The organism is Psychrobacter sp. ANT_H3, from assembly GCF_027919975.1.
GTDB classification, from domain to species: Bacteria; Pseudomonadota; Gammaproteobacteria; order Pseudomonadales; family Moraxellaceae; genus Psychrobacter; species Psychrobacter maritimus.
Genome location: NZ_JAQISM010000007.1, coordinates 125,986 through 149,810 on the forward strand (window position 1 = coordinate 125,986; position 23,825 = coordinate 149,810).

The following is a 23,825-nucleotide window of genomic DNA, read 5'->3' on the forward strand; positions in this document are numbered from 1 at the left end:
TCGATGTGTTGACGATTCGTTAAAATATCGGAAAAGGTTTTATCGGTAATCCGTAATTACGCTACACTAACTGTTTAGTTTTCAGGCTAGGCTTGAGTCCCAAATAATGCCAAGCTTACATTGAAATCCTCTCGATGTTTGCTGCAAAATTGGCATAATAAAGTAGCGCTTGGCCTCTCAATGGACAGGCGATTTTTTGCTTTATAAAAAGCTTAGGGGTTAATTGATTGATAGCGATAGAGCCAAAATATGCTACACTAACAGGCGTTTTTATGGCTAACCCTCAATCAGATTGGCAGCAGATAAAAATAGCGTTCATGACGTTATTATAAATCATGAATATCACCATCAAGCAAGGTATGACCTTTAACGTTATTTTCAATAACATAAATCATTATGCATTTGTGTTTATGACGATTATCTTTATCAGGGCACTTGCACACGACTTATCATGTGATAGCTTTAATAAAAGCTAGGATAATACAGTAAGGCACGGTTATGAGCACAGCATACGACGATATCAAAACCCGACTACAAGGCTCAATGGTAGCCTTGGTAACGCCCATGCATCCTGACGGCACGGTCGATTATAAACGTCTGGCAGACCTCATAGATTGGCAGATTGAGCAGGGCACGCATTGCCTTGTTGCTGTCGGTACCACTGGTGAATCAGCAACTTTGTCGATGCAAGAGCACAGCGATGTGATTCGCTATTTTGTGCAGCATGTCAAAGGTCGCGTGCCGGTGATTGCAGGTACTGGTGCCAATAACACTACTGAAGCCATTAAGCTGACTCAAGATGCAGCAGATGCGGGTGCAGACTGTGCGCTATTGGTTGCTCCTTATTATAATAAGCCGCCACAAGAAGGCTTATTTCAGCATTATAAAGCCATCGCTGAAGCAGTAAAAATACCGCAGATGCTTTATAACGTACCGGGTCGTACCGTTGTTGATATTGCTCAAGAAACGGTTGAACGCCTTGCTGATATCGATAATATTGTCGCCATTAAAGATGCTACAGGTTCTACGATTCGCGGCGAGCAATTGATCAAAGCGGTCGGTGACAGAATGGTGGTGTTATCTGGTGATGATGGTACTGCCCTTGAATTGATGAAACTGGGTGGTAAAGGCAATATTTCAGTGACTGCCAACGTTGCCCCAAAAGCCATGAGCGAGACCTTTAGTGCGGGTTTACGCGGTGATTTTGATGCCGCTCATAAAGTCCATGACGTGGTAAAACATCTACACCGCGACCTATTTATCGAGTCAAGTCCTATCCCTGCCAAATATGCTCTACATAGAATGGGCATGATAGACACAGGTATTCGTCTACCATTGGTATGGTTGGCTGAAAAGCACCATGCAACGATTGATGAAGCCTTGATTCGTGCCAACTTACTCTAGATTTTTGGCAATTCAATAAAATGTCGCTTATAGCTTAGCAAGAGTCTATTAAGTATTTTAACTATAAGTGCATTATCCAAATACGCACCAAATAAGCAATAACGGCTAACTCAGAGAGATAATATGATGACAGTATCATCAACCCCTGCAAAGATATTCCCGGCGCTGCTAACGGTAGTTTTGGGTAGTACGTTGGTATTGAGCGGTTGCCAAGCGACAAAAGAAGTGTTTGGCAAGCGTGATAACGGTAGTCTTGAGTATCAGCAAAGCAAAAAACTGGCGCCGCTTCAGCTACCTGCTGAGCAAGAAACCGCGCCATTTGTGCCGTTATATCCAACCCCTAGCGCGGGCACAAATACGCTAAAGTTGCAAAACGAGTCAGGTAAGCAGTATCAATTGCCAAAACCTCAGCGTGCTGTTGCCGTTACCCAAGTTTCAGAATAAACCCTTTTTTACCCCTATCTGTACCGCTGGTTTTTTATTATGGTTAAGCATTTTTTCTTAACACCTTAATATAAAGCGCTTAGCGGTCGCTGCGCGTTTTTACCACATAAGCTTGAACGAACAGGAACTCCCCTCATGCAAAAGCAAGAACTGCTGTATAAAGGCAAAGCCAAATCTGTTTATGAAACAGAAGACAACGATCTGCTGATTTTACATTTCCGTGACGATACCTCAGCGCTTGATGGCAAGCGTATCGAGCAGCTCGCCCGTAAAGGCGTGGTGAACAACCGCTTTAACGCCTTTATCATGCAAAAATTGGCTGATGCTGGTATCGAAACCCATTTCGAAAAGCAATTATCAGATGATGAAGTGCTGGTTAAGCGCTTAGATATGATTCCAGTTGAATGTGTGGTACGTAATTTTGCCGCTGGTAGTCTAGTGCGTCGTCTGGGTCTAGAAGAGGGGCAAGCATTGACGCCGCCTACTTATGAGCTGTTCTATAAAGATGATGCGCTTGGTGATCCGATGGTCAATGAGTCAATCTCTATCTCTCTTGATTGGGCTAATGAGGCACAATTGGCGAAGATGAAAGAGCTGAGCCATCAAGTAAATGAAGTATTAAAAACTTTATTTGATGCTGGTGATTTGATACTGGTAGATTTTAAACTTGAATTTGGCGTATTCCATGACCGTATCGTCTTAGGTGATGAGTTCTCGCCTGATGGTTGCCGTATCTGGGACAAAGCTACCAAGAAAAAACTGGATAAAGACCGTTTCCGTCAGTCGTTGGGTGACGTGATTGAAGGCTATGAAGAAGTGGCAAAACGTATTGGCGTGCCATTAAGCTAAATATATCCAAACTTCAATATTTAAGTAATAAAAAACTGAGCCATGTGCTCAGTTTTTTTATGGGGATAATCATTTTAAAAACGGTTATGTTAAAGACAGCTATATTATTTGTCTTTACGCACTTCTTTGATTTTTTTCGCTGCCAGCTCCATCGCATCTGCGGCTTTATCAGCTAATGAGCCGACCACCTCTTTAGCTTTAGTTGTCGCAGTGTCTTTTAAAGAGGATTCTTTATCGTCTTTAGATTTAGAGTCCTTATTTTTACTGTCTTTACCTTCCTTATCAGAAGCGTCTTTATCTTTACTGTTGTCTTTGTCTGATGATTTATCGTCTTTATTACCATTCTTATCTGACGTTTTATCATCTTTGCTGTCTTTGCTGTCTGACTGATTGTTCTGTTTATCGTTTTTGCTATTAGTATCTTTATTAGCGTTGTTGTCTTTAGAGTCATTAGCAGCGTCGTTATTTTTCACCGCTGTGTTCTGATCCGTGTCCTTTTCATTGTTATTCTGCTGCTTATTATTGTGCTTATTATCACTCGCATTAGAGTTACTCATTGTTATATCCTTTTGATTATGTATTTTAGTATTGGATGTTTTTAATCTTGAATAGCGAGAGTCAAGATTACTATTAGAATGAGTTAACTGTCTGTATAGCATCAGTTGCAATAGGTAATAGCGTTTATCGCTTAACGTCTTTCGGTGAGTTTCTATGCTAAATTTATATCGTTAATATAAAAATACTGTTATAAATCAAAAGGTCATCATTGATGCTAGCGCCTAAGCCATCCGATACTCAGACTATAATTTTAGAACCTGCATGGTTTAGCCGTCCAACCTGTGTGGTCGCGGCTGACTTGATTGGTAAGGTTTTATGTCGACAGCTAACCGATAGTGACGGCAAGCAAAGAATACTGCGCATGCGTATCTCAGAAACCGAAGCCTACATTGGAGAGGGTGATGCCGCCTGTCATGCTCACGCCGGTACGCGTACTGCACGTACTGAGATTATGTATAGCCAAGGCGGCGTGTTTTACGTTTATCTGACTTACGGTATCCATCATATGCTTAATTTAGTAAGTGGACCCGCAGAGTCACCAGAAGCCGTATTGATACGGGCAGGCTTTTTCACAGAGGATAGTGAGCGCTTACTTGACGAGCAATTACTGAGCGTAGATAAACCATTAAGTCCTTTAAAAGAAATAAAACAATTGGCCGGTCCCGGCAAGTTGACCAAACATTTGCAAATCGACCGTGATTTATACGGCGAACCCATTACACCTGCGTCAGAAGTTTGGATTGAAGACGATGGCTGTCAGCCGCCAATATCACTGCGTCCACGGATTGGGATTGATTATGCAGGCGAGGCAAAAGATTGGTTATTGCGCTATATCTGGACCGACCATCCTTCATTGTCTAAAAAATAGTAAGTTTATAGCTGATAGTAATTTTTCTAAATAGGCTCAAAGGAAGTAATCTATGTATAAATTAACCGTTTTTATTCCAGATACGGCGTTAGAGCCAGTAAAATCCGCCTTATTTGCGGCGGGTGCTGGCAAGATTGGCAATTATGAACAATGCTGCTGGCAAGTGCAGGGGACAGGGCAGTTTATGCCACTGGCAGGCAGTCAGCCAAATATTGGGGCGCAAGATAAACTTGAAACCGTTGATGAATGGCGGGTAGAGATGGTCGTTGCTACGGCTCGTATTAAGGCAGTTATTGAGGCATTAAAGCAGGCGCATCCTTATGAGACGCCTGCTTATGATGTGATTGAGGTGTTAGACTTTTAACACCTGTTGTCAATCTTCTTTGATTTTAATCACGTTATAGCTCGGATAGCCAAGTTCGATTTTATAGTCTTCACTGCCGCGTCGGGCTTTTACTTTTATTTTACTGTCGCCTTTTTTATATTTGACGTCTTTTACTCGGTAACCCATGCTACTGACTTTATTAGCCGCACGTTGCTCGATAGCAGGCTGATAAAGCTCTTTATCAATGGATTTGATGTTTTTTTTGTGTTTCTTGTAGACCTTGGTGTCTTTATAAATGTCCTCGTAAAGGTCGCCATAAGCGTTGTAACCGGGTGCGGTGACACAGCCTGTCGTGATGGCTAATAACGCGGCAATCGTACTACTCGCAGCGGTGGTTTTTAATAAAGTAAATTTTTTCATAATATCCTCTTATGATGTTAAAGGCGTTAGCAGTGATGCTATATAAAATCTTGCCATACAAATCATGTTATCAAAAGCTATGTTATCAAAAGCTATGTTATCAAAAGCCATGCTATAAAAAATGGTCACATAAACCAAGGGCTGGCTTATGTGACCAAAGGCACCAAGTAGTCAACGATGCCAAAATCTCTAGCTAATGCATTTATTGCTTATCTCATTTACTGCTTAAAACATTTCTTGAAAAAGTTTATACAGCTTAAATACTAATCTTTCTCAACCTTGATGACATTTAAGTTTGGATAGCCAAGTAAAATCTCATATTCTTGCGAACCACGCTTGGCTTCAATCTCAAACACGCCGCGACCGTTCTTTTCTTCCAGCTCAATACCTTCGACGCGGTAGCCCATCGATCTTACCTTATTAATAGCGCGTTGTTTAATGGCTGGATAGCGCGAATCTCTTTTGATGCTGTCTTCAATATCATCGTTTTTATAATGCTTGTTCTGCTTGTATTTGCCATTATTTTTATATTTGTCTTTCTTATAATCGTTTTTGTCGTATCTGTCTTTATCATATCTATCATCTTGCCAGATGCTAGTAGAGGCTCTTTTATTTGAGCTAATGAGTCTTAAATCAGGATAGGTATATTTCAACTCATAAGTTTGATTGTTCTTTCTAGCAATGGCAGTGATGGCTCGATTGCCACGATAGTTATCAGCACGGATATCCATAACCTGATAGCCTTTGCGGCGTAGGTCATTGCGCAGGGTTTGGTTAACACGCTTATAGTCAACATTGCCATAATCGCTGTTACCGCCATATATTGGGTAATCTTCGTAACCTGGACCGACAACGGCACAACCGGCAACCGTCCCTAACATCGTCAGCGCCAGACCGGCAGATATTGCTGTCTTAAATGAGAAAGCGGGTAGAATTTTCACGATAAAATCTCCTTTGGTATAGCATATCTGAGTAAGGCACTGTTATTAATAAGCCTTATTTTAATCCAACTTATACTTGTCATACTGGTATTTATCAGGCTTAAATTTCTAATAGTGACTGGTTATATGTCTTGTTATATATAAAGAGCTAAAGACTGTATAAAGGTTATGAAGCAAAAGACTACGGAGCAACACTCTTATATAATCGATATTTGTCTCTTAATCTTGAAATATTTTCTTACATACACATAGTAAGACTTAAAACTCATTAATACATGTCTTTGGTGTTAATAAGTTGTAAATTTTGCAAATATTTGCGTAAGCATTCGACACTTTAGGTGACCAAGGTGTTGCTAACGTTAGCAAACATCGATAACACTTTTAGTATTTAAATAGTTTATAGAAAATCATTAAATATACTTTTTAACGATAATAATATTATTATCAATAACTTGGCTGATATTACCGGTCATTTTTATAACTGACGTAAGCATATGCTTACACGCAATGACGCTTACGCGACTTAACAGCAGCCTTATAATTTGACACTATACACACACGGCATAAGGGAATGTGACTCAAGGATTGAGTTGACCGTATTAAGGATAATAGTTCGATTTGCTGGCATCAGGATGATAATAGCAATTGGAATAAGGACACATGACCCGTGTTGCAGGCAGATAATGCCAATAGTAGTGTGAAGAAATGGGCAGGATGCCCGGCTATCACAATGTACTCAATATCCTGCAAGGATGCAGTGATGAGAGTGGTGATGGGTAACAAGGATCGTTAACAATAAAACCGCATAACAATTAATTGCTATGCGGTTTTATCGTGTCTGGGTGTTAATTATTTTACACTGTTTGTTTTTTATTCAAACCTGCGATCCAGCATTCTATATATTGACACAGCTATCAATGAGCAATAAAAAACCGCATCATAATCAATGCGGTTTTTTTAATTAGTTACTTACTTATAAAGATCTGTATTTACGACAAGGTTTTATAAGAACAATTATTAATTAATATTTGTTTTCATTGCGCCATGTATCAACTTCGCGCTCAGCGTCATCTTTGCTATGACCATAACGCTCTTGGACTTTACCTACAAGCTTATCACGGCTACCTTCGATATGTAGTAAGTCATCATCAGTCAGGTCAGCCCACTTCTGCTTCACTGTACCTTTCATCTGATTCCAATCACCTTTTAGAGTATGTTCATTCATTGTGATATTCCTTATTCTCGTTATTGCGTCTTGATAAAGCTGTTATAAAAGTTGAATCAACAGTTTGTATGACGCTTTAATATGTAGATTATTATTTATGATTCTTATGACACTTTCAGTACTGCGTTTCAGTACTCTACAACTAGCCAGTGGCTAACTTGTGCTACCAATATATGAATTTCAGCGCGCCTTGTCTGTATGGGCAATGTTTGCAGTGTTACTCAATTATGATAAAAGCCACCACTATGTTATGGGCCGCATAGTTGTGTAAGAGATAGGGCGTTTTCTCAGCATGATAGGTAAAGATTGACTGTTAATAATCCTTTGCTTCGGTATTTAAACCTATCTGAGTATTTAAATATAGACTTATCGTTTAAATGGCTATAGCCTTATAGTTGAAATAATAAATACGTTATACGATTGATTCATCTACGGTAGATTGACAGTGAATGCACTTAAGGTAGTAAGTTCTACAAAAGCAGAGTCGAGGCGTGATTTGGCCAAAGCAAAGACGCGCCATGCGCTGTTAAAAAGTGCCTTGCGGCTGTATAGCTTGGAGGGCGCTTGTGGCATGAGTATGAACAAAATCGCCAAAGGTGCGGGTATTGCTCAACCAAGTTTTTATAATCACTTTGATAGCTTAGAGGCATTGCAGCAGGAGTTAGGCGCACAGCTAAAAGACAACTATTTATCACCGATGCGTATGGCGTGGGTCGATATGCTTAAAGACTATGCAATGCTGTCTAAAGAGGCGTTTAATCAGCGTTGCCAGTATTGCTTAACCATGATTTTTGATGCGGCCTTTCAAAATATCGCTTTATTCCAACGTTTAATGGAAGACAGTCTGCGCTTTGACTTGCAAGCAGAGAATAAAAGCTTGGAGAGTCTAATCACAGAGATACGCGACGAATGGACCAAGATATTTATGCAGGGTTTGCAGTCAGCCGAGTGTTCTTTTGAGGCGTTTGACGTTCATCTCTGCGTTGATATCGCTGCCGCCCAAGTACATGAGTTGATATTAGGTTGTCATCAACAGCGCTATTCACAGCAACAGGCCATTGCCATGTTGTGCAAAAACTTTAATGGACTTTTTAGCAGTTTTTTCGCTAAAGATAGGCACAGAGTGGAAGGTTAGTTATTGAGCTTATCAATGTCTAACTTTGGCTAATGCTCAATATTTTGAAGACGAGTAAATTTACTACCTTTATTAAACCTATAAAACGGAATTTATATAGTGAAAGCGATAGTAAAAAATAACAGGGAGCGCGACCATGGCTAGTGAACAAAGCAAGACGAATGAACAAACACATTTTAGAACCTGCAATTTATGCGAAGCGATGTGCGGTATCGTCATCCAGCACGATGGTGAAAAAGTGCTATCGATTAAAGGTGATAAAAACGACCCATTCTCCAAAGGTTATATTTGTCCAAAAGCGACCGCCTTGCAAGATTTGCATGAAGACAGTGATCGGTTGCGTCATCCCGTTGAGAGAACGGCTAACGGTTGGAAGGAGATTAGCTGGCCTGACGCTCTCGATAAAGTGGCCGCGGGTATTCAGTCGGTACAAAAGAAACATGGTCAAAACGCCTTTGGTATTTATCTAGGTAATCCCAATGTCCATAATTTGGGCGGCATGTTAACGATTAAGCATTTATTAAGCAGTATAAAGACGCGCAGTCGTTTTTCTGCGACTTCCATCGACCAATTGCCGCACCATATTGTCAGTATGCATCTGTTTGGGCATATGCTGCGTATCCCCGTGCCTGACGTCAATCGTACCCGATATATGCTCATCATTGGCGGTAATCCGCTAGCGTCTAACGGCAGTATTATGACCGCACCGAATATGCGCCAAAAGCTAAAAGATATCAAAGCACGTGATGGTAAAGTAGTAGTGATTGATCCAAGGCGCACCGAAACGGCAGATATTGCGAGCGAGCATCATTTTATTCGCCCAGCGACGGATGTCTTACTCTTACTTGCCATGCTCAATGAAATCTATCTACAAGGTTATGCAGACAAAGCGCGCGCTAAAAATAATAGAGCGGCGGCGCTCGCGCCAGAGATTGAGCGCATTGCAGACTTTGCCAAAGATTATAGCGCCGAATCCGTTGCTGATATTACTGGCATTGCGGCAAGCGAGATTAAACGACTCGTCAAAGAGTTTTGTGAAGCCGAAAGCTCGGTCTGTTATGGGCGCATGGGTGTCTCGGTGCAAGAGTTTGGCTTATTAAGTCAGTATCTCATAATGGTCATTAATATTGTCACGGGGCGCTTGGATGAAGTGGGTGGTCTGATGTTCCCCAATCCTGCGGTCGATGTGGTCAATAACTCAGGCCCAGGTTATTTAGGTAAACGTCATAGCCGCGTGAGTAACTTGCCTGATTTTAATGGCGATTATCCCGTCGTGGCGATGGCAGATGAGATGCTAGTAGAAGGCGCGGGGCAGTTAAAGGGCTTTATGACCGTCGCTGGCAATCCTGTCCTAAGTACGCCTAATGGTGAAAAGTTAGATACGGCTTTTGCCAACTTGGATTTTATGGTTGCGATTGATTACTTTGTGACAGAAACCAGTCGTCATGCCAATATCATTTTGCCTCCGGTATCGCCGCTAGAGCGTGACCATTATGATGTTACCTTTAATAATTTCGCTGTGCATAACGTCGCTAAGTATTCAAAAGCATTATTTGCTAAGAAAAAAAGTGCCAAACATGATTGGCAAATCTATTTAGAATTAGTAAAACGTCTAGATAAAAAAGCAGCGCTTGCAACCAAAATTGAGCGCCGAATAGTCAATATTTTAGGACCAAAATTTATGCTTGATCAAGGGTTAAGAAGTGGACCTTATGCTGGCATGAGCCTAAATAAGCTTAAGAAAAAGCCGCATGGGTTTGATTTAGGGCCCCTCAAAAGGATGCTACCGCAAGCATTAAAGCATAAAGACAAGCAAATACATCTCAACGTTAATTTTTATCAAGCAGATTTAGAGCGGGTAAGGGAGATGATGCAGAACTATGACGATAAGCAAATTTTACTCATCGGTCGTCGCCATGTCCGTAGTAATAATTCGTGGCTACATAATAGCTATCGCTTGGTAAAAGGTAAGCCGCGCTGTACGCTTATGTTGCATCCTGAAACGGCCAAAGAATACAGTATTGAGGACGGTCAAAACGTAAAAGTTAGCTCGCGCGTTGGTAGCGTGATTATTACCGCAGAAGTAACCGATGAGCTGATGCCAAAAGTGGTAAGTATCCCGCATGGTTGGGGTCATGGGCGTAAAGGCGTGAAGCAAAAGATTGCGCAAGCGCATGCCGGCGTCAGTGTCAATGATTTGACGGACGATACCTTAATCGACCAGTTAAGTGGTAATGCAGCGGTCAATGGCGTACCTGTGCAATTAGAAGTAATTCCGCTAGAAGTGGCTAATTTGGAGATTACCGATTCAAGCGTTGATTCTGACGTTAATGCCGATATTAAATCAGGAAGCGCTGCATAAAATAGCTCTAAAAATTCTTTAATATAAATAAAAAGGCACTTATAAAAGTGCCTTTTTTTACGTTTCTTATTTTTACGTTCTTAAGCCAACAAAATCAAAGTCGACTGGCGGCGTTGCACCCTGTATTAATAGACTGAGAGCCTTTGCCGAACCACAAGCATGGGTCCAGCCAAGCGTACCATGACCGGTATTGAGCCATAAATTATCAAAACTAGCATTGGCATCATGACTACCATGACGGACGTGACCCTTATGCGCGCGTCCTATTAATGGCACATTAGAAGGGGTCATCGGTCGCAATCCTGTCCAGTATTGCACAGAATCGGCAATGATGCCTTTGGGGAATAACTGCTGCACACGGCGCGTGATGGCTTCACAGCGGGTGCTATTTAAATCCAAATTGTAGCCGTTAAACTCTGCCGTTCCTGCTACGCGTAATTTATCGCCAAGGCGTGAGGTGACCAGCTTAAATTCATCATCAATGAGACTAACGAAAGGTGCTAAATGCGGCGCACGCGGATTGATTTCATAAGTAGCCGAGTAACCTTTGGCAGGGAAAATTGGCAGGTGAATATTAAGTGGCTTCATGAGTGATACGCTATAGCTACCAAGTGCCAGTACATAATTGTCGGCGCTAAAAGTCTGCGCGTTCTCGCTCTTGGGTCGAATAGTCATACTATGCATATGCGGGCGAGCAGAATGGGCATCGGTGTTTAACGCCAAAATGTCGGTATCGTATAAGAACTGCACGCCAGCATCGATGCAGCGCTGAGCCAAACGTTGGGTAAATAAATGGGCATTACCCGATTCATCACGGCTGGTATAAGTTGCGCCTTTGAGTTTATGAGCAATAGGATAAAGCGCAGGCTCGAGGCTAACCGCGTTATTAATATCAATGATATGACGCTCACAGCCGAGCTCTTGCATACGTGCGGTTGGCGCAATGGCGGCATCAAATTCAGCTTGGTTGGTATAAAAATGCATAATACCGCGCGTTTGCTGCTCGTAATCGATACCGATATCAGCACGCAGCTTTTGCAAAGTATCTCGCGAATACAAGCCCAAACGTACCATTTGTACCAAATTGGCATCAGCTTTATCTGCGCGGCATTCTTGTAAAAACTGCATCGCCCATTTCAATTGCGCTTTATCAGCACGCAAGCGGTAGAGCAGCGGCGCATCTTCCTTAAATAGCCATTTAAGCGCTTTCATAGGAGCCGCAGGATTGGCCCAAGGCGTCGCGTGCGAGACTGATATCTGCCCACCATTGGCAAATGAGGTCTGCATACCGGCGGCTGGCTCACGCTCAATCACGGTCACATCGTAGCCTGCTTGGCGAAGATACCATGCGGTGGTCACGCCCACCACGCCTGCTCCGAGTACCGCAATATGGGTCATAGATTGCTCTGCTGCGTTTATACTAAAGGATTTTAAAAGATGCTTACTGCTTCATACTATCGATTATTCCGCGTTATTTTTGACGGGCGACATCCGCTTGCAGTGCTGGTGGTAAGTCTAATATCGTAAGCTCGCTGTCTGCTAAATGCTCAGGGCGGGCAACAACCAATGCTTTGAAACCATTACTATTAATATCGTCATCGGCAAGCGCATTAACTACCTGAATTTTCTCTAACTTATCACCTGCTGCTGGAACATCACCTGTGCCGCTGACATAATGTAAAAACGCTTTTGGTGCCGCTTTAAAGTAAATACGGGCGATGACTTCTTGACCCAAGTAACAGCCTTTATCGTAGTCCATACCGCCGCGCTGATGCAGACGCAGCTCTTGTGGCTGAAATAAACCTTGTGTTGCAGCAACTATCCAATAGTTACCAATGGCTAGACTTGCTTGCATCCACGCTTGGGTGTCTGCTGGCGTATTATGTTCCTCTTTATGGCTAAAGGTCGGCTCATCGGCAACCATGCAAGGATAAATGGGCGTTGGCACACTGGTATCAAACTTTGAAAAGGCACCGAATTTTTTTAAATGCGCTTGAAAAGCCTCAGCACAATCGGCGCTGATAACCACGTCAAAATGCTTTTCTTCTTGTTTTTTAATCCATAGCCCAAAATCGATACGACCTTTTAAATTGCTAAGCGCCGTTGCTTGATAGCTAAGTCCGAGCTTGGTGACATCAGAGGTCAGTTGCCCTTGTAAGAATTTTTCCGCATCTTCACCTTGAATCGTTAATTGAGCAAATTGTGGCAATGCTGATGAGAGTGTCGATAAGCTTGATTGAGTCATTATTGTTGTCCTATTTATCAGTCGCTATAGCCTCAGATATTAGGGTTAATACTGAGTTATTAAAGTGGTTGTTCACGTAGTTGTTAAAATAATACTTAAAGTAGTGTTTGAGGTTTTCACCATCTAAAGACAAGTGGCTATCAAACCAAATTTGGTTAAAGCAGAGTACCATAAAAAACCACATGATAAAAAACGTCCGCTTTACCGCATAAGCAAATATGACAATGGAGCACAGCACAGTATTCACAGCCGAAGCGATTGGTTAAAGCTGGCGAGTTACGGTACAATGTTAGCTCTAGAATACACCCAATTTATCACGGCTGACGAGGAAATTATGAGCTTACCCAATTGCCCAAAATGCGATGCTGAATATACGTACGAAGATGGTGCGTTACTGGTATGTCCGATGTGTGCGCATGAGTGGACCGCGGCTGAAACCGATGCGGCGCAAGCTGAAGAGCAAGATGCGGTCATTCGTGATGCGGTCGGTAATGAGCTGCAAGATGGCGATACCGTCACCGTGATTAAAGACTTAAAGGTCAAAGGTTCATCAACCATTATTAAAGTCGGTACGAGAGCAAAAGGTATCCGCCTATTGCCAGATGCGTCTGATGGTCATGATATCGACTGTAAACTGGATGGTTATGGACCAATGAAGCTGAAATCATCAGTGGTTAAAAAAGCCTAAGTTGTTGCTAATTAAGTAATTGTTAATAAAATAAGACTGAATGAATAAGTAGAGAATAATTATGAGCACTAAAAATGAACAACTATTTGCGCAAGCACGTAAGCATATCCCTGGTGGCGTAAACTCACCGGTTCGCGCCTTTGCCGGTGTCGGTGGTACGCCTATCTTTATGCACCGTGCTAACGGCAGCAAAATCTATGATACCGAAGACAATGCTTATATCGATTATGTCGGCTCTTGGGGCCCGATGATTTTGGGTCATGCGCATCCAAAAGTCATTGATGCGGTTAAAAAAGCCGCTGATGATGGTTTGAGCTTTGGTACACCAACGCCATTTGAAACCACCGTTGCTGATAAGATTTGCGAAATCGTCCCAAGTGTTGAGATGATTCGAATGACAAGCTCAGGTACAGAAGCGACCATGAGCGCGATTCGTTTGGCGCGCGGCTTTACTGAGCGTGATAAAATCGTTAAGTTTGAAGGTTGCTACCATGGGCATTCAGACAGCTTACTGGTAAAAGCGGGCTCAGGCATGCTGGATATTGGCGAACCAACATCAAAAGGCGTGCCAGCCGATTTTGCTAAGCATACGATTACCATTCCTTATAATGACCCGCAAGCGATTAAAGACTGCTTTGAGAAATGGGGTAGTGAGATTGCTTGCGTGATTGTGGAACCAATCGCCGGCAACATGAATATGGTCATTCCAACCCAAGAATTCCATGATACTTTGCGCGCAGAATGTACCGCCAATGGCGCGGTATTGATTTTTGATGAAGTGATGACTGGTTTTCGTGTCGGACTTGGCGGCGCGCAAGCGCATTTTGGCATTGACCCTGATTTAACCTGCTTTGGTAAAATCATCGGTGCCGGCTTACCAGTCGGTGCTTTCGGTGGTAAAAAAGAAGTGATGTCTTGCATCGCGCCACTTGGAGGCGTCTATCAAGCGGGTACGTTATCAGGTAACCCACTGGCAATGCGCGCCGGTATTGCGATGTTTGAAGACTTAACCGTCGATGGTTTTTATGCGGAATTATCAGCGAAAGTAGATCAGCTCGTTGATGGCTTCCAAGCTGCTGCGGATAAGCATGGTATTAACTTGCGTACCAATAAACTGGGCGGCATGTTTGGTATGTTCTTTGTTAAAGACAAGGCAACAAACGTACCGCAAAACTTCGATGAAGTGACCGAATGCGATATGAACGTGTTTAATACCTTCTTCCATGGCATGCTCGACCGCGGTATTTATCTCGCGCCATCTGCTTATGAAGCGGGCTTTATGTCAATCAAGCATAGTGATGCAGACATTGAAGCGTCTATTAAAGCCGCTGACGAGATTTTTGCTGAAATGGCAAAAGCTTAGTTTGAAAACTATTGGACTACATTAAGAGTATTTGGCTCTTAATGGTAAAAATAAAAAGCCAGCATGATTTATTATGCTGGCTTTTTCGTGTTTGTTAAATTAAACCAATTAAATTGAGCCTATTGAATTATGCCAATTAAATTTTATCAAACTTACGGTCTTTTAAGCTGAGTCTGCCGCGTAATACATCGCTATACATACGAAAGTCGCTGGCAAAGCTTTGTAGAGGGAATTTAAAAGAGGCCGGTTTGTTCTTCTCAAAGAAAAAATGCCCAACCCACGCGCAGGCATATCCTGCCGCAATACCTTTCAGTAGTGGCTTTGCCGAGCGGTTCTTAACAGACTTTGCCAATCCTAAAAGTCCAAAGCTACTACCGGCGAAATGCAAACGGCGGCAAGCGATATTTTGATGTTCATTTAAATAAAAATCGTAAAATTTCAGCTTAGCTGGACGTTTTATATGGATAAGGCTGCTATGACTGGTTTTTTCCGTGCCAGCAGGAGCGTTGGTTTTTGCGGCTTGGGCGGTTGTTTGATTCATGATTTCTGCTTCCTTGCAGGTTGTTATTGATTGAGCTTCATCATTCCATGATGGGCTTTAATGGTAAAAATGGGTGCTTATTATATATATCGAATTATATCTATCGAACACTTATCGCCATAAGTAAGTGCTTGTTCTCTATTATAATATAGAGAATTACGGCGGTAGCAAGCCCATATTGTTAAATAGGCTATGTTAAAAAAGCATGAGAAGTGGTCGCTGTTTTTTAAGGTTAAAGAGTGTTTATTTTCGGTTTAATCCGTAGGTAGTAGTGCTAGCGTCTTACTTGCCAGTGTTTTGCATAAATGTTTTAATGGCAAAACTTGCTATAATCCGCATAATAATAGTTTCAATATACAAAAGCCTTATTATAAAAGCTCTGGTTTATATAAGAAAACCTTATATAAAAACCCTTATATAAAAAACTTAAGTTCCATTCCATGTATTCTTTATTTTAAAAGCCTTGGCGCTCTTAAATATCTTTTTATCTGACACGGTAACGATCTCGCTTATGCCCAAAGACTACCTGAAAAACCCACCACTTGCTGATGATGAAATGATGGCAGCCATTGATATTGGCTCCAACAGTTTTCATTTAGCCATTGCACGCCTCGACCATGGTGAGGTGCGAAAAGTGGTGTCTATGTCTGAAAAGGTGCAGCTTGCTGCCGGACTCGATGAGAATAATATCTTGGGCGCTGCGGCTGAAAAGCGCGGTCTTGAATGTTTAAGCCGCTTTGTTGCGCGTTTAGATTCGGTGCCACCTGAGCGTATCCGCGTCGTCGCGACCAACGCCTTACGCCAAGCCAAAAACGCCAATGACTTTATCAGCCGTGCCAATAAAATTTTGCCCAAACCGATTGAGATTATCGCTGGACGTGAAGAGGCGCGTTTGATTTATTTGGGCGTCTCGCACACCAATGCCAGTAGTGACAAACGCTTGGTCATTGATATTGGTGGTGGTTCGACAGAGTTTATCATTGGGCAAGAGTTCGATCCGTTATTGACCGAAAGCTTACAGATGGGCTGTGTCGCCTTTACCCAGAAGTATTTTGCGGACGGCTTGATTACCAAAGACGCCTTTAATAATGCCATCTCAGCGGCGCGTAAAGAGGTGCTAGCGATTAATGGCCGTTACCAAAAAGTCGGCTGGAGTAGTGTCGTTGGCTCAAGTGGCACGATTAAAGCGGTGCGCAACGTCCTTGTCTCAAAAGGTTGGGCAGACGAGCAAGAACGCATCACTTATAAAGGTGTTAAAAAGTTAGAGAAATTATTGCTTAAAATTGGCAACGTCGATGACATTGAGCTAGAAGGCGTCAAGGAGCATCGTAAAGCGGTATTCCCAGCGGGCGTTGCGGTATTGCGAGCCATCATGAAGGTGCTCGGCATCGAAACCATGGTGTACTCAGATGGTGCGCTACGCGAAGGCGTCATGTACGATATGCTCGGCCGCTTTGCAAGTGAAGACGTGCGTGACCGCAGTGTCTTGGCACTGATAAAGCGCTATTCAGGCGATAAAAAACAAGCCAAACAAGTGGTTAAAACCAGCCTTAATTTATTTGAACAAGTCAAAGCCAAGCTTGCACTCAATAGCGAAGATGGCGATTTGCTCAGACGGGCGGCGTCCTTACACGAAATAGGCTTGGCGATAGCCCATAGCAGCTACCATAAACACAGCGCCTACTTGATTGAATACTCTGATATTCCAGGGTTTTCGCAAGTGGATCAAAAGCGTATGGCGCAGTTGATGCTCAATCATCGCCGTAAGCTTAAAGCGGATATGCTAGAGCAGGCGTGTACCATCGGCGGCGATTCGCTCGTTTATCTGTGTTTGCTGTTACGCTTAGCAGTACTGGCGCACCATAGTCGCAGCGATCATGAGTTACCAGAATTAGAGCTGAAAGTGATTGATGATAATCGCTGGCAAATCACAGTTGGTGAGAGTAGTGAGCACTATGCTTTCTTATTATCAGACTTGCATACTGAGGTTGAGCAATTCGCTAAATGGGGCGTGAAACTGAGCGTGGTTGAGGCCGAGTGTGATTGAGGCATCAACGCTGATTCTTGATACTGGCTTTTGACACTGATTTTTAACATTGATGTTTAACGCTAAGCCGTTACTATTGTAATAATTGCCCTACAGATTAACGTAACAAAAGCGGCGTTGTCAGTAATGTCATGCTATTTAAGATGTGCTACTATAGCTTCTATTGAGTTTACAACTGTACTTTGATAATCGATTGTCCAAAAGCCGATAACGTCGACAATCCTGTTATTTAGCTTTGTCATCTAACATTGTCGTTTAACAGCGCCATTATTAAACATCACTACATTATATAGAATTACGAAAGGGAAGCGTCTATGAGTACCGTCTGGGATAGCGTTCAGCTTGCGCGGCATGCCAAACGTCCATTGTTTATGGACTATGTGAATCAGCTGTTTACCGAATTTGATGAGTTGCATGGCGACCGTGCTTATGCGGATGACAAGGCTATCCTTGGCGGTCTTGCGCGCCTGGACGGCCAGCCTGTGATGGTGATTGGTCAGCATCGTGGTCGTAGTACGCGCGAGCGTATCGCCCATAATTTTGGTATGGCCAATCCCGAAGGTTATCGTAAGGTTATTCGTTTGGTGAAAATGGCTGAGCGTTTTAACATTCCGGTGATGACCTTTGTCGATACCCAAGGCGCTTACCCCGGTATCGGTGCTGAAGAGCGCGGGCAAGCGCAAGCCATCGCCGAAAGTATCGCCGTGTTTTCTAGCCTGAAAGTGCCTATCATCGTCACCATTATCGGTGAAGGTGGCTCAGGCGGCGCATTGGCAATAGGCGTTGGCGATAAGGTAAATATGCTGCAAAACAGTATTTATTCTGTTATTTCTCCTGAGGGCTGTGCGTCTATCCTGTGGAAAACCGCTGAAAAAGCACAGGATGCCAGTGAAGCATTAAAATTAAATGCCATTAATCTCTATCAAATGGGCTTAATTGATGCGGTTATCGACGAAGGTGAGGGCGCCCATATTCAGCCGCAGCCAGTCATGACGGCGCTAAAAGCATTAATCGTTGAGCAATTGAATGAGATTAAAGATATGGATGCGCATGAGCGCTGCGAGCTGCGTTATGAGAAGTTGAAATCCTTTAACTCAGAAGTGATGTTGCCTTGCTAAGCATTTATATGAAAGTATATTGCTAGGTTACTTAAACTTGGCTTTTAACGATATCAGTTTACGCTTAATGTTAAAATAAAAACGTGTCATTTTTGGCGCGTTTTTTTGTGGCTGTTAATTTATGCACAAGCTTATTTATATGATAATCAATCATCGGCTTTATGATGGCTTGATTGTTAATAAGTTTAAGATTAATAAGGTTAGTAATGACTAATAGTGCAATCCTTTCCCATCCTATTGAGCCGATAGCCACCCTGCCTGATGATGATGCTTTAGCAGAAGCGTTATTAAGCAGTCTGGCTGAATATGGTGAACAACTACATGGTCGCCGACTTTGGCTGGCCTGTAGTGGTGGGCGTGATTCGTTGGCGCTGGCAGCACTTTGCGTACAGCTTTATCAGCAAGGTAAATTGCCATTTTTACCCCAATTACTGCATGTCAATCATGGTCTACAAGCAGATAGTGGCGCGTGGTCAGCGCATGTGGCTCAGTGGGCCAAGGTGCAAAAGATAGCTTGTCGGATTTTACGGGCCCAAGTGGACGGTCATGATGAACAAGCCGCACGCCAAGCACGCTATGATGTGATGCGCGCGCAACTTAATCAAGATGATGTATTACTATTAGCCCATCATGCCGATGACCAAGCGGAAACGGTTTTAATGCGCCTGATTCAAGGCGCCGGGGTAAATGGTTTATCGGCTATGCAGCCGTGGCGCATTCAAACGCAGGGTGCGCATCGTATAGCGTTATGGCGACCGTGGCTGACTATCAAACGCGCCAATATCAGCGCCTATGCCCAGCGTTTAAATCTGCCTTATATCGATGACCCAACCAATGACACTGGTGATAATGTCCGTAGCGGCCTACGTCGAGATATTATGCCGATATTGGCGAGCTATAACTCCAACGTTATTGATAATATTGCTCGTAGCGCGCAGTTATTAAGTGATGCGCAATTAATAATCAATGCCCAAGCAGGCGAGGATTTGCAACAGATAGAGATTGCATCATTACAATTACCACCTGCCCAGCGCGCGCTAAATATAGATAAATTGCAAAAACTACCGATTTATCGTCAGCGGCAATTATTGCATTATTGGCTTGGTCAAGATGAACCGTTACCGCCTGCCAAACAGCTCGTCGATGATGTCTTAAGTCTAAGCCAACGTGATAATAATGACCATCAAACGGCGCTGTTTTGGCAAGGTCGCAAAGCGTCTTATACCATTCGCCGCTATCGTCAGCAGCTTTTTCGTCTCAGCAGCGACTGGCTCAAATGGCTTGAGTTGCCGCTTACCGAGCAGACGCAAACCTTATTTAATTTTACTGAATCTAATCCTATTGGGGCTGATGTTCATGCAACTGGAAGACAACCCGTTCTAATTAATTTACGTAATGATGATAAATTTGCTTGGCAATTACAGATTCTACCAAATGAAGTAACGCCGCTATTAGAAAGCTATGAATATAAGGTGAAGGTAACGTTTGCGCCATTAGATCGCAATCAGCGTGTGCAAACCGCATTAGCATCACGTCTACAAGCGGGCAAAAAGCTCTATCAAACTTTGGGCATTCCATCATGGCTGCGTGAGAGCTTGGTAGTAGTTAGCGTGGCTTTTATAAATGAAAAAAACAATGAAAATGGGCTTTTGGAAAATGAGCATCCGATAGTATTGCCTATTTTATTATTATCACCTTTTGAAAGCTGGGTGTTGAATGCTGAGCAGGCGAATATTAATGTAGATGTAAAACAGCTTGACGCATTTATCAACAGCTATTTAACTCTGCATAAAACCTGTTAAATAATAAATATGCGACGTTCTATAGTGATGATTACTTAAACAGCAACGCCATTACTGAGCCTTTGAATTTATCAAACGACGCCAGTAGCAGTATGGTAAACTGAGTGTCATTTTACCTATCATTATGTTAGTTTGAATGCCTTTGCATTTTTTGAATAGGAGACACGTATGTCAGTATTAGATAATAAGAAAATCAGCTTTATCGGTGGCGGAAATATGGCGCAGGCTTTGATTAGCGGGCTAGTCAGCTGCGGTGTCAAACCGAGTCTGATTACCGTTGCTGATCCGAGTAGTGAAGCGCGCGAGCAATTGGCTGCGAAAGGATTGAATACGGTTGATCCAACTGCCGATGCAAAAGCGGCGGTTATCGGTGCTGACATCGTGGTATTGGCGGTAAAGCCGCAAGTCATGAAAGCAGTGGTCAGTGGTTTTGCTGACGTTTTAGACACGCAGCTGGTGATTTCAGTGGCAGCAGGTTTGTCGACTGAGCTGTTATCAAATATGCTAGGTAGCTATGGCGATATCGTTCGTGCGATGCCAAATACGCCGGCGATGATTCAAATGGGCGCGACTGGTCTGTACGGTACGGATGATATTTCTGCCGAACAAAAGCAATTGGCAACCGCAGTGATGGAAGCCTCAGGTCTGGTCATGTGGGTCGATAATGAAGAACACATGCATGCGGTCACCGCCGTATCAGGCTCAGCGCCCGCTTATATGTTTTACTTTATCGAAGCGATGGTCGATGGCGCAGTGGCGTTAGGATTGGATAAAGAGCAAGCGTCAGCACTGGCGCTGCAAACCATGCTGGGCGCGGCAAAAATGGCGCTGGGTAGTGAAGACGCACCAAGCGAGCTACGTCGTAAAGTCACTTCACCAAACGGCACGACCCAAGCAGCCATTGAGTCCATGCAGGCCAATGACATCAGTCGTCAAATAATTGAAGCCATGCAGGCCTGTTATGACCGTAGCCAAGCGCTGAGTGAAGAGATGAGTAAATAGCCTTTAATGGTTAGTGCTCTACTGATAGGGTATGTCATGATTTATGAGATGCCCTATTTAGAATTATAAAAATTTAAAGTCATAAAAAACTTAAAGTCATAAAAATGCCTGATAATGACATTCGTCATCCTAAATCCCGTTAATAATGTCACATTGAGTAGCACTTCATGAACAACCTGTTATTGCAAATTTTTGATTTGGTCACTACCTTCGCCATGATGTTGGTGTTTATCCGTTTTATGCTGCAGTTTGCTGGGATGGATGCCAGCAATCCTATGGTTGCCCCTGCTTATAAAGCCACCCATATCGTCGATGTGTTCGGGCGTATTTTCCCAACTGTCGCCCAAGGTCGTATTAGTATTGCTGCCATTGTATTGATGTTCTTAATTCGTCTGATTGATATCTCTGGTAAGGCGGCTTTGACACATAAAGGCATTGCGCCTGTACCGCTATTTTTTACTGGTACTATCAGCTTGGTGTTAGACTTTTTGCGTATGTGCCGCTATCTCGTTATTGGTTCTATCATTGTGAGCTGGATTGTGGTGTTTACCCAATCTCAGCATCCGATTATTGGCATTATTGTTAATTTAGCGGAGCCAATTTTAGCGCCGTTTCGCCGCATTACGCCAAACCTAGGTATGATTGATTTATCACCGATGGTTGCCTTTTTTGCCTTTTATTTACTTGAGATATTTATCGGTGGATTGGCATCAAGCTTTATGCCAATGTTGGGCTAAATGCCAATGGTGAGCTAAGTTAAATTCATTAAGTTAAAGTTAGTATAAAATCGAACACTGAATAAAAAGGCGCTCTATAAAATATAGAGCGCCTTTTTTTATTTACCATCTATAGATGATTCTAAAATTCTACAAAACGATTGGGTATCAATTGGGCGTTAGCATTATCAGGGTGCGGCGCATCAGCGGCACGCAGCGTTTGGGTAATCCAACTATCCGCCGCTTTTACCGCCTCGACAAGCGCATCGCCCATTGCTAAGCTTCCGGCGATAAAGCTTGCTAATGAGCAGCCAGAGCCATGAAATTCGCCTTTTAGGCGTGGCAAGATACTTTTATGTACCATCTCGCCTTTGATATATAAATACTGCTCAATATCACCGCTATCAAAGTCGTGTGAGGTCTTAACCAATACCGCATGACACCCTTTGGCGCATAGTTTTTGCGCACCGATATGCAAATCTTGCTCACCGCTTAAAGCCCGTAGCTCATGGGTATTTGGCGTGATTAATGTCGCATAGGGGAGCAGCTCTCTAAACGCCGTTACCAAGGTTTGCTCATCACCTAAGCTGCCGCCGCTATTGGCAACCAATACCGGGTCAAGTACAAACGGCGTCTCAGCAGCGATAACCTGCTCGGCAAACAAACGCGTCAGCATAGCGATATTGTCAGTGGTGCCAAGCATACCTGACTTAATTACGCGCACAGGTAAATCATCGAGCACTGTGGTTGCCTGCGCTTCTAGCAAGGCGGCAGCACAAGCCTCAAAACCAAATACTTGCTGCGAGTTTTGTATGGTGATTGCTGTACAAGCGATGGCAGCATGAGCGCCTGCTTGGCCAATCGCCTCGATATCCGCTTGTAATCCAGCACCGCCTGACGGATCCAATCCTGAAAAACACAGTACCACTGGTCGCATAACCCTTCCTTTTATTTATTCTACAATGAATCATAAATACTATAGCCATCCATTGCCCAAAAAGCCATAGCCATTAGATTCTCGTCAATCAATAGTAAAACCTAAAATAAAATTGGCTTTTTATGGCTAAACTAGGCGATTTTCACCCTTAAAAAATAATAAAGGCATTTAAATCGATAATTATGGCAAATGTAGGGTTAAATCTGTAGACAATGCTTGCAATTCGTTTTGGCTTTGCTATAATACCGCCCACGGCATAAGACGTATCATTAGCATCGATACTGTGTTTAAAAGGATATTTGGCTTAAAAAGCATTTTTTAATAAGAATATTTCGATAAGTGTCTTAAATCGTTCGGTGAAGTGGGTGAGTGGCTGAAACCAGTTCCCTGCTAAGGAACCATACGTGTAAGCGTATCGAGGGTTCGAATCCCTCCTTCACCGCCATTTATTCAGTTGTTATAAAGAGTAATAACGCAGAAATTGGCGTTAATGATTTTTTTAGTATAAAGTTTAAAAATAATTTGAATTTAACTAAAAAAGATGTTGACACAAGCGAGATTATCTATATAATGACCAACCTAATTTACTGCAATTGTTCTTGAATAATTCAGTAGATAATGTGCAAAGTACGCGCTTGTAGCTCAGTTGGATAGAGCACTTGGCTACGAACTAAGGGGTCGGGAGTTCGAATCTCTCCAAGCGCACCATTTGCATACTAGCTTATTTGTTCATGTAACTATTAAGCTAAAACTAAATCAATCGCCTGTCTTATGACAATTTGGCGATTTTTTTATATCTGTCGTTTTTGTAGAGTTGCTATTTCAGTGAGCTTCT

The 23,825-nt window shown here is 42.8% G+C and carries 22 protein-coding genes and 2 tRNA genes; 16 read left to right on the top strand and 8 right to left on the bottom strand.

All coding sequences use genetic code 11. The features are described from left to right. The first annotated feature begins 498 nt into the window (after window positions 1–498). The 3 genes from dapA (at window position 499) to purC (ending at window position 2,697) form a co-directional block, all read left to right on the top strand. Complete coding sequence (gene dapA, locus PG901_RS05485) at window positions 499–1,404, top strand: 4-hydroxy-tetrahydrodipicolinate synthase (RefSeq protein WP_271133795.1); 906 nt, start codon at window positions 499–501, stop codon at window positions 1,402–1,404. A gap of 123 nt (window positions 1,405–1,527) precedes the next feature. Beyond that, window positions 1,528–1,848 (top strand): hypothetical protein, encoded by a 321-nt coding sequence (locus tag PG901_RS05490; protein WP_201618962.1) that lies wholly within the window; start codon window positions 1,528–1,530, stop codon window positions 1,846–1,848. A gap of 135 nt (window positions 1,849–1,983) precedes the next feature. Then, complete coding sequence (gene purC, locus PG901_RS05495; RefSeq protein ID WP_271133796.1) at window positions 1,984–2,697, top strand: phosphoribosylaminoimidazolesuccinocarboxamide synthase; 714 nt, start codon at window positions 1,984–1,986, stop codon at window positions 2,695–2,697. A gap of 104 nt (window positions 2,698–2,801) precedes the next feature. Here purC and PG901_RS05500 read toward each other — a convergent pair whose 3' ends face one another. After that, window positions 2,802–3,254, bottom strand: a complete 453-nt coding sequence (locus tag PG901_RS05500; RefSeq protein ID WP_271133797.1) for a hypothetical protein — start codon at window positions 3,252–3,254, stop codon at window positions 2,802–2,804. Window positions 3,255–3,466: 212 nt separating this feature from the next. On the opposite strand from PG901_RS05500, the gene PG901_RS05505 reads away from it, so the two are divergent. Further along, a complete protein-coding gene (locus PG901_RS05505) occupies window positions 3,467–4,123 on the top strand; it encodes a DNA-3-methyladenine glycosylase (RefSeq protein ID WP_271133798.1) in 657 nt (218 codons plus the stop codon). Window positions 4,124–4,175: 52 nt separating this feature from the next. Further along, on the top strand, window positions 4,176–4,487 hold the full coding sequence (locus PG901_RS05510; RefSeq protein ID WP_271133799.1) for a Nif3-like dinuclear metal center hexameric protein: 312 nt from the start codon (window positions 4,176–4,178) through the stop codon (window positions 4,485–4,487). 9 nt (window positions 4,488–4,496) lie between these two features. Here the strand turns inward: PG901_RS05510 and PG901_RS05515 are convergent, their stop codons facing one another. From PG901_RS05515 to PG901_RS05525, 3 genes are all read right to left on the bottom strand, one after another. Then, complete coding sequence (locus tag PG901_RS05515; protein WP_201564438.1) at window positions 4,497–4,868, bottom strand: hypothetical protein; 372 nt, start codon at window positions 4,866–4,868, stop codon at window positions 4,497–4,499. A gap of 263 nt (window positions 4,869–5,131) precedes the next feature. Then, entirely contained in the window at window positions 5,132–5,809 is a 678-nt protein-coding gene (locus PG901_RS05520) for a hypothetical protein (protein ID WP_201624447.1), read from the bottom strand. Between the two features lie 1,021 nt (window positions 5,810–6,830). Further along, window positions 6,831–7,034 (bottom strand): CsbD family protein, encoded by a 204-nt coding sequence (locus PG901_RS05525; protein WP_201564442.1) that lies wholly within the window; start codon window positions 7,032–7,034, stop codon window positions 6,831–6,833. Between the two features lie 445 nt (window positions 7,035–7,479). Here PG901_RS05525 and PG901_RS05530 point away from each other — a divergent pair, with 445 nt between their 5' ends. Both PG901_RS05530 and PG901_RS05535 read left to right on the top strand, forming a co-directional pair. After that, window positions 7,480–8,169 carry a TetR/AcrR family transcriptional regulator gene (locus PG901_RS05530; RefSeq protein WP_271133800.1) on the top strand — a complete coding sequence of 230 codons (690 nt, stop codon included), beginning with the start codon at window positions 7,480–7,482 and terminating at the stop codon, window positions 8,167–8,169. Between the two features lie 136 nt (window positions 8,170–8,305). Continuing rightward, the gene (locus tag PG901_RS05535) at window positions 8,306–10,531 is read left to right on the top strand and encodes a molybdopterin oxidoreductase family protein (protein WP_271133801.1); all 2,226 of its coding nucleotides are present in this window, start codon (window positions 8,306–8,308) and stop codon (window positions 10,529–10,531) included. A 72-nt stretch (window positions 10,532–10,603) separates the two neighbouring features. Here PG901_RS05535 and PG901_RS05540 read toward each other — a convergent pair whose 3' ends face one another. Both PG901_RS05540 and ygfZ read right to left on the bottom strand, forming a co-directional pair. Beyond that, window positions 10,604–11,929: a D-amino acid dehydrogenase gene (locus PG901_RS05540; protein ID WP_271133802.1), complete on the bottom strand. Its 1,326-nt coding sequence runs from the start codon at window positions 11,927–11,929 to the stop codon at window positions 10,604–10,606. Window positions 11,930–12,002: 73 nt separating this feature from the next. Further along, window positions 12,003–12,776, bottom strand: coding sequence for a CAF17-like 4Fe-4S cluster assembly/insertion protein YgfZ (ygfZ, locus tag PG901_RS05545; protein ID WP_271133803.1), 774 nt, complete (start codon window positions 12,774–12,776; stop codon window positions 12,003–12,005). Between the two features lie 334 nt (window positions 12,777–13,110). On the opposite strand from ygfZ, the gene PG901_RS05550 reads away from it, so the two are divergent. Together PG901_RS05550 and hemL are read left to right on the top strand one after the other, a co-directional pair. Beyond that, a complete protein-coding gene (locus tag PG901_RS05550; RefSeq protein ID WP_149490437.1) occupies window positions 13,111–13,464 on the top strand; it encodes a zinc ribbon domain-containing protein YjdM in 354 nt (117 codons plus the stop codon). Between the two features lie 61 nt (window positions 13,465–13,525). Then, complete coding sequence (gene hemL, locus PG901_RS05555) at window positions 13,526–14,827, top strand: glutamate-1-semialdehyde 2,1-aminomutase (protein ID WP_271133804.1); 1,302 nt, start codon at window positions 13,526–13,528, stop codon at window positions 14,825–14,827. A 136-nt stretch (window positions 14,828–14,963) separates the two neighbouring features. Here hemL and PG901_RS05560 read toward each other — a convergent pair whose 3' ends face one another. Further along, window positions 14,964–15,368 (bottom strand): DUF962 domain-containing protein, encoded by a 405-nt coding sequence (locus tag PG901_RS05560; protein ID WP_271133805.1) that lies wholly within the window; start codon window positions 15,366–15,368, stop codon window positions 14,964–14,966. Between the two features lie 511 nt (window positions 15,369–15,879). On the opposite strand from PG901_RS05560, the gene ppx reads away from it, so the two are divergent. From ppx to PG901_RS05585, 5 genes are all read left to right on the top strand, one after another. Further along, the gene (gene ppx, locus PG901_RS05565; protein ID WP_271133806.1) at window positions 15,880–17,415 is read left to right on the top strand and encodes an exopolyphosphatase; all 1,536 of its coding nucleotides are present in this window, start codon (window positions 15,880–15,882) and stop codon (window positions 17,413–17,415) included. Between the two features lie 314 nt (window positions 17,416–17,729). Beyond that, window positions 17,730–18,533, top strand: coding sequence for an acetyl-CoA carboxylase carboxyltransferase subunit alpha (locus tag PG901_RS05570; RefSeq protein ID WP_201564458.1), 804 nt, complete (start codon window positions 17,730–17,732; stop codon window positions 18,531–18,533). Between the two features lie 206 nt (window positions 18,534–18,739). Continuing rightward, window positions 18,740–20,335 carry a tRNA lysidine(34) synthetase TilS gene (gene tilS, locus PG901_RS05575; RefSeq protein WP_271133807.1) on the top strand — a complete coding sequence of 532 codons (1,596 nt, stop codon included), beginning with the start codon at window positions 18,740–18,742 and terminating at the stop codon, window positions 20,333–20,335. 168 nt (window positions 20,336–20,503) lie between these two features. Then, on the top strand, window positions 20,504–21,337 hold the full coding sequence (gene proC / locus PG901_RS05580; RefSeq protein ID WP_271133808.1) for a pyrroline-5-carboxylate reductase: 834 nt from the start codon (window positions 20,504–20,506) through the stop codon (window positions 21,335–21,337). 167 nt (window positions 21,338–21,504) lie between these two features. After that, on the top strand, window positions 21,505–22,074 hold the full coding sequence (locus PG901_RS05585; protein ID WP_201564470.1) for a YggT family protein: 570 nt from the start codon (window positions 21,505–21,507) through the stop codon (window positions 22,072–22,074). A gap of 121 nt (window positions 22,075–22,195) precedes the next feature. Here the strand turns inward: PG901_RS05585 and PG901_RS05590 are convergent, their stop codons facing one another. After that, complete coding sequence (locus PG901_RS05590; RefSeq protein ID WP_271133809.1) at window positions 22,196–22,990, bottom strand: hydroxymethylpyrimidine/phosphomethylpyrimidine kinase; 795 nt, start codon at window positions 22,988–22,990, stop codon at window positions 22,196–22,198. 355 nt (window positions 22,991–23,345) lie between these two features. Between PG901_RS05590 and PG901_RS05595 the strand changes: the two genes are divergently transcribed. Together PG901_RS05595 and PG901_RS05600 are read left to right on the top strand one after the other, a co-directional pair. Next, window positions 23,346–23,435 (top strand) — tRNA-Ser (locus PG901_RS05595). A 186-nt stretch (window positions 23,436–23,621) separates the two neighbouring features. Continuing rightward, window positions 23,622–23,698, top strand: a tRNA-Arg gene (locus PG901_RS05600). Window positions 23,699–23,825 lie beyond the last annotated feature (127 nt).

Coding starts and splice junctions, on each gene's coding strand:
- PG901_RS05500 (WP_271133797.1), bottom strand. CDS start 3,254: ATGAGTAACTCTAATGCGAGTGATAATAAGCACAATAATAAGCAGCAG.
- PG901_RS05515 (WP_201564438.1), bottom strand. CDS start 4,868: ATGAAAAAATTTACTTTATTAAAAACCACCGCTGCGAGTAGTACGATT.
- PG901_RS05550 (WP_149490437.1), top strand. CDS start 13,111: ATGAGCTTACCCAATTGCCCAAAATGCGATGCTGAATATACGTACGAA.
- PG901_RS05585 (WP_201564470.1), top strand. CDS start 21,505: ATGAACAACCTGTTATTGCAAATTTTTGATTTGGTCACTACCTTCGCC.
- PG901_RS05525 (WP_201564442.1), bottom strand. CDS start 7,034: ATGAATGAACATACTCTAAAAGGTGATTGGAATCAGATGAAAGGTACA.
- PG901_RS05505 (WP_271133798.1), top strand. CDS start 3,467: ATGCTAGCGCCTAAGCCATCCGATACTCAGACTATAATTTTAGAACCT.
- PG901_RS05570 (WP_201564458.1), top strand. CDS start 17,730: ATGAGTACCGTCTGGGATAGCGTTCAGCTTGCGCGGCATGCCAAACGT.
- ppx (WP_271133806.1), top strand. CDS start 15,880: ATGCCCAAAGACTACCTGAAAAACCCACCACTTGCTGATGATGAAATG.
- PG901_RS05540 (WP_271133802.1), bottom strand. CDS start 11,929: ATGACCCATATTGCGGTACTCGGAGCAGGCGTGGTGGGCGTGACCACC.
- PG901_RS05560 (WP_271133805.1), bottom strand. CDS start 15,368: ATGAATCAAACAACCGCCCAAGCCGCAAAAACCAACGCTCCTGCTGGC.
- tilS (WP_271133807.1), top strand. CDS start 18,740: ATGACTAATAGTGCAATCCTTTCCCATCCTATTGAGCCGATAGCCACC.
- proC (WP_271133808.1), top strand. CDS start 20,504: ATGTCAGTATTAGATAATAAGAAAATCAGCTTTATCGGTGGCGGAAAT.
- hemL (WP_271133804.1), top strand. CDS start 13,526: ATGAGCACTAAAAATGAACAACTATTTGCGCAAGCACGTAAGCATATC.
- PG901_RS05490 (WP_201618962.1), top strand. CDS start 1,528: ATGATGACAGTATCATCAACCCCTGCAAAGATATTCCCGGCGCTGCTA.
- PG901_RS05510 (WP_271133799.1), top strand. CDS start 4,176: ATGTATAAATTAACCGTTTTTATTCCAGATACGGCGTTAGAGCCAGTA.
- PG901_RS05535 (WP_271133801.1), top strand. CDS start 8,306: ATGGCTAGTGAACAAAGCAAGACGAATGAACAAACACATTTTAGAACC.
- dapA (WP_271133795.1), top strand. CDS start 499: ATGAGCACAGCATACGACGATATCAAAACCCGACTACAAGGCTCAATG.
- purC (WP_271133796.1), top strand. CDS start 1,984: ATGCAAAAGCAAGAACTGCTGTATAAAGGCAAAGCCAAATCTGTTTAT.
- PG901_RS05590 (WP_271133809.1), bottom strand. CDS start 22,990: ATGCGACCAGTGGTACTGTGTTTTTCAGGATTGGATCCGTCAGGCGGT.
- ygfZ (WP_271133803.1), bottom strand. CDS start 12,776: ATGACTCAATCAAGCTTATCGACACTCTCATCAGCATTGCCACAATTT.